This is a genomic window from Candidatus Schekmanbacteria bacterium (assembly GCA_003695725.1).
GTDB lineage: Bacteria > Schekmanbacteria > GWA2-38-11 > GWA2-38-11 > J061 > J061.
Map to the genome: position 1 here is coordinate 1 of RFHX01000289.1, position 6032 is coordinate 6032.

A 6032-nucleotide genomic window follows, 5' to 3' on the forward strand; every position below is an offset into this window, starting at 1 on the left:
GATTTAATGTCCGAATCATTTAAGGAATCTTATAGAGTTCTAAAAGATAATGGGATTATGGTAATTATATTTGCACATAAATCTACTGCTGCATGGGAAACGCTCATCAATAGTTTATTAAATGCAAATTTAGTTGTTACTGCCTCTTGGCCTATTAGTACAGAAAGTGCAACTAGGATTAGAGCTCAAAAAAGTGCTGCTTTAGCTTCATCAATAACCATCGTCTGCAGGAAGCGCAAATCTGAGGAAGAAGGCTATTTTAGTGAGGTTAAGGAAGAGCTTAAGAAGAAGATTAAAGCTAAGCTTGATCAGTTCTGGTCTCAGGGTATCAGAGGAGCTGATTTTTTTATCTCGGCTATTGGTCCTGCTGTTGAAGTCTTTGGAAAATACAAGAGAGTTATGAAACTTTCTGGTGAGGAAGTTTCTGTTGCTGGATTGTTGGACTTAGTTAGGGAGATTGTTACGGATTATTCTTTGGAGAAGATTCTTCATGGTAGGCATATGGGTAAGGTTGATGAGCAGACAAGGTTCTACTTGCTATGGCGATGGGCTTATGATGACAATGATGTTCCTTATGATGATGCTAGAAAGCTTGCTCAGGCTTTGGGTACTGAGGCTGATGAGCTTCTTAATAAAAAGGACATGTTGGAAAAGAAGGGCGATAAGGTTAATCTTATGGAGCCTTGGCAGAGGAAGAAGAATGCTCATCTTGGCGAGCCGAAAGGAGGCATTCCTGCTCCTATGATTGATGTTATTCACAAGGCTTGTTTGTTGTGGGAGAAGGGCAACAAACAGGAGTTGTCTGAGTTCATTGAGAATTCAGGTTATGCTGATGATGATACTATTTGGAATGTTGCACAGGCTATCTCAGAGGTTTTGCCTGATGGAAATAAAGAGAAACAGCTTATCCAGGGATTGTTAGCAAGTAAACAATCTATTTCAAAAGATGTTTCAAGCAAGCAAGGAAAGCTCGGGGAGTATTTCAGATGAATAAGGAAGAAAGAAACAAGATTTTGATTGAATTATACCAAAAATGGATTCAGCCTAGATTGGATTCTCCTAGTTTTCCTCCTCTTTCAGAAGAAGATATCCTTAAGACAAGAGCTAAAAAAGAGTATAAAGAGCGATACGAAAAAGAGAGAGAACAGTATAAAGATTATTCAGACAAAGAATTTGACAAATATTTTAAGAAGAAGTATGGCTTGCCTCCTGAAAGTTTGATTTCTCAAAAAGGTTGGTTTTTAATATCTGATGCTAAAGAAAAAGATGTTTCTAATATTCATTATTCTTTTGGATTTGAAGAAACTAATGATTCTTATTGGGTGGAAATAGCTTTGAATTCTGTTGCATCTGTTGAGCAATTTCTCTCAATGAATGACAGAGAAATAAAGGAATTCTTCAAATTATGTAAAAATAAGCCTCCAAGGATGGTATTGACGCTAACTAAGAAGACCAAGACCAATTTTGCAGGCTCAACAAATCACGAATTGTTATTTGAAAAAGAAATGTGCAAACTAACTGAACAGGATATTAAGATGGTTCGAATTAAGGCAAACGAAATCAATAATTTAAAAGATCCTTTGATCAAACCTTTTATCGGTCTGTGCGTTGTAAATTATGTGAGTAAAGAAGAATTAGCCGATAATTTTTCCAAGATGGAGGATGTATTTGAATTTATTAAAAGTCTCATTCCAAGACAACAAAGATATAAGAATACGCTTAGGGAAGAACACCAACTTGAAAAAAGACTAGAAGAAGTGAAAGCAGAGATAAAGCACAAGACAAAGATTGCAGAGTTTATGAAAAATCTTGGAAAATTTGATGATCAAGAGAAACTTGAAAAAAGCATAATGTCTCTTGAACAAGAATTGGAGGAAATAACATCAGCCCTCCAAGAAAAAAAGGAAATGCTTATTACTCTTGAGAGAGATATGGGAGGTAGAAAAAATGAGTCAACTAAAGCCATGGTTACAAATAGTTCAACCGCATGAAGACATCCGCAAAGGAGATTTTGATGAATCTGTCTTTGCAGCAGATTTAGGAGAAGTTAGACAAGGAAGAGGTGCTTTGGATTATCGTGATCCAGCGCTATTCTTCAAAAAGACGTTTTTTACAAAAGGAATAAAATCTATGATTAAAGATGTTCTTAATCGTCTGCATGGTAAGAAAGGCGAACCAGTCATACAATTAACTACTCCTTTTGGTGGCGGAAAGACTCATACACTCCTCTCTATCTATCACATCATAGAAAACCGGAAGATAGCTGAGAAAAACAAGAGCATTAAAGAAATACTAAATGAAAACAAAATAAGTTCTATTCCAGAAGCACGAGTGGCCACAATTGTCGGAACTGCAATTGATCCTACTCAAGGAAGAAAAACGGTTGATAACTGCCATATTAAAACTATCTGGGGGGAATTAGCATATCAGCTTGGAGGAAAAGAATTATTCAAAAAAGTTGAGGAAAGCGATAAGAACAGGGTTCCTCCAGGAACTGATCTGCTGGGAAAAATTCTAGCAGATGGTAAAGCAAACCTTATTTTATTAGACGAAGTCTTGCAATACTTATTGAAAGCTCAGGCTATTAAGGTAGGCTCAGGAAATCTCTCTGGCCAAACACTTGCTTTCTTCCAAGAGCTTTCTGTTGCCGTAGCTAACAGTAAGAGTTCACAACTCATTGTTACTCTTCCAAGCAGTGAGATGGAACATTATGATGAAAGCGGTGAGAAATTATATCTTAAGCTTAAGAAAATATTTGGAAGAGTAGAAAGCATAAGAACTCCTGTAGAAGGAGAAGAGATTTACGAAATTATTCGCAGAAGACTATTTGAAGAGATCAGAGATCAGAGAGCTGTAGAAAATATTTGCGAAGAATATTTTAAACTTTATAACAAGCACTCAGAAGATCTACCAAGAAGCGTGAGAGATGCAAGCTATAAGCGTTTAATGATTAGAGCATATCCATTCCACCCCGAGATCATAGATATTTTCTACAAAAAATGGGGAACCATCCCCAACTTTCAAAGAACGAGGGGCGTTCTTAGGCTTCTAGCTTTGATTGTAGAAGACTTATGCAAACATAAAAACCCAAATGCTATCATCTTACCATCTGACATAAATTTAGGGAACCAAGATATAAGAAATGAGCTTATTAAATTTACAGAAAACAGATTTGAAAGTGTTATCGCTGATGACATATCAGGACCAAACTCTAAAGCTCCACAGATTGATAGAGAATTGGGCAGCGAATATTTAAAATTTCACGTTGCCGAAGGATTAGCAACAACTATTTTCTTGTCTTCATTTAGTGGGAAAGGAGGCTCATCAGGAGTCACTGAAGCAATGTTAAGATTATCTGTTCTGAATCCGGAGATGACTCCTGCAATCATTGCAGAAGCTCTTAATAGGCTTGAAAGAAAGCTCTTTTATTTACAGGTAGATAAGTCAAAAGGCACCTATAAGTTCACAGCACAGCCAAATTTGAACAAAATCCTAGTTGATAAAGAAGAATCTGTTAGCAGGGATGATGCTATAGAATTAGCGCAACAGAAATTGTGGGATATGATTGGTGAGAAATTTCCAAAGAAATACAAACACCCTCAAGAAAATAGAGATGTTGCAGACATACCAACATTAAGTCTTATTGTGCTGGATTTAGCAAAGACAAAAGGAAAAGAAACGTGGAAAAAGACAAAAGAGTTTATCCTTGACATTCTGAACAATAATGGCTCTAAGCATAGAACTTTCAGAAACGTTCTTGTATTTTTAGTTCCTGATGAAGATCATCAAGAGCAACTGATTAGGTTAGTAAAGAGATACATGGCTTTACAACTAATAGAAAAAGACAGAGACCTGAATAAGAATCTTTCTGATGAAAGCAGAGAAGAACTTAACTTAAAGATAAAGAGAACAGAGTCTGACATACCACAAGCAATAGCATCAACATATAGACACATCGTGATTTCTGGAGACAGAAAAGATTTAAAAGAATTTGATATGGGACAAGTTTACATAACGAATGCTAATCAGATCAGTAATCAAGTTTGGAATATTTTAAGGGACCAAGAACAACTTCTCGAAAGGATAGACCCAAATCTGTTTATTAGTCAAAGATGGTCTTTGTGGCCAGAGAAAAAGAACCTCTTGAATGTAAAGAAATTAGCTGAGTACTTCACACAATACACATATTTACCTATGCTTGCAAGTGAAGAGGTAATCAGACAAGCAATAGCTGACGGCGTAGCAAGAGGATTATTTGCTTATGCAACAGGACGTGAAAAAGAGTTTGATAGTGTTTATTACAAAGAATCACTGCCCACCATGAACATCCTTCTAACAGAAGATTCATGGCTATTAAAACCAGACTATGCAAAGAAATTCATAAAACAACCAGAAACAATTCCAGAAGAAAAAGAAACATATGAGGAAAAGAAAGAAACATCTCAAGAACCACGAAAGATAATAACGCAAGAAGGAATAAAGAAACTAAAACAGATAAAACTAAATGTTGAGGGAATGGAATGGGAAAACTGGAATGATTTCTTCAGAGAAGTTATTGAACCATTAACTAACGAAGGTGCTGATGTAAAAATCTCATTAAAAATAAGTGCAGAATCAGATGAAGGAATAAACGAAGATACTGTCGAACTCAAAATAAAAGAATCATTACAACAAAGGAATCTAAAACATTATTTTGAATAATTGAAAAATGAACACAAATATTTACAAAAAGGTGGAATAATGGCTTTTGCATTATCATTAAGGCAACCTTGGGCCGAGTTAATACTTCAAGGAAAGAAGACTATTGAAACTAGGCGTTGGGATACTGACTTTAGAGGGGAATTTTTTATTCATGCTTCTAAAACAATAGATAAAGAAGCATGTAATGAATTTGGTATTGATCCCTCTTCTTTAGCAGTTGGTGCTATTGTCGGTAAAGCGACAATAGTTGATGTTAAAGAATATTACACAAAAGACCAGTTTATGAAAGATAATTCTAAACACTTAGCTGGATTTTATGGATTCATGCGTCCAATGTTTGGATTTATTTTAGAAGATATAGAGCGAATAAAACCGATTCCTCAGAAAGGTGCATTAAAATTTTTTGAGGTGAATTTATAAGATGGGCTCACGCACAGGGTCTACATTTAGATCCTTAGCTGGTAAAAAGAGAGGAAGAAATAATTTAAAAAAAATTGGCGTCTCTATTTCTGCGGGATTGCAGGCTGGAGAAACTGCTGTAATTTCATCAGGAGGTATGATTAGTAATGGTGCTAGTGCTGCTATAAATAGTGGGGAAACCTCTGCTGTAACAGCTTTTGTGGCACCTATCGCCGGAGCGGCTGCTTTGGTTGCTAGTAGTAAACCTTCAATGGACATTGTTTATCATACAACAAAATTAGCTAATTCAGTGTTTCACCATTTATCAAAATTAAGTGGGAAATATCAAACCATAGATCAACATCAAATGGTTTATTCTCTTTTTGTAAAAAGTCCCGTAGAGTTTCCAGTAAATATTGTTCAAAACATGGTTGTTGATGAAGTATCAGAAGTTGCATGGGCTGATTTAAAGAGTGAGCTTGGACTAAAAACAACAGCCCACCAAGATAGAATCGCCAAATTCATAATAGCACAATTGATAGGATTAACTATTAATATGATAAAACAAAAAATCAAAGGAGAAAAAATAGATAAGCATTTCTTCTATAAAGAAGCAATCGGAACAGCCATAGAATATTGTCTTGACGGATTTATGCAATCCAACGCTGAAAATGATGTCTTATCGTCAAATCCTTCTATTGCTTATAGCCAAATGCCTACTGAAGCTCAGAAAGTGTGTCAGATAGCAACAAAAGAAACTGTAAAAGAATTAGCAGAACTTATTTATGATGATATTTCCTCTAAAAAAGAGTTTCCAACTCAATCAAAATTTAACAAGATCATAAAAAGAAGAATGATTGAAAAATTGAATATTGAAGTTGAAGCATCTGAATATGAAAGAGATAATGATTTTAATAAACAAAGAATAATTA

Annotated in this window: 5 protein-coding genes; all 5 read left to right on the forward strand. The window is 35.3% G+C overall.

Annotated elements, in window-relative coordinates; translation table 11 throughout:
* Positions 1-990, forward strand: a 990-nt coding sequence (locus tag D6734_10970) for a DNA methylase (protein RMF93026.1), incomplete at its 5' end; no start/stop codon positions are given.
* A complete protein-coding gene (locus D6734_10975) occupies positions 987-1991 on the forward strand; it encodes a hypothetical protein (protein ID RMF93027.1) in 1005 nt (334 codons plus the stop codon). The genes D6734_10970 and D6734_10975, both read left to right, overlap by 4 nt.
* The gene (locus D6734_10980; GenBank protein ID RMF93028.1) at positions 1948-4701 is read left to right on the forward strand and encodes an ATP-binding protein; all 2754 of its coding nucleotides are present in this window, start codon (positions 1948-1950) and stop codon (positions 4699-4701) included. Before D6734_10975 ends, D6734_10980 begins: the two co-directional genes overlap by 44 nt.
* Positions 4702-4740: 39 nt before the next feature.
* Positions 4741-5121: an ASCH domain-containing protein gene (locus tag D6734_10985; GenBank protein ID RMF93029.1), complete on the forward strand. Its 381-nt coding sequence runs from the start codon at positions 4741-4743 to the stop codon at positions 5119-5121.
* Between the two features lies 1 nt (position 5122).
* On the forward strand, positions 5123-6032 hold a 910-nt coding region (locus tag D6734_10990; GenBank protein ID RMF93030.1), incomplete at its 3' end, for a hypothetical protein.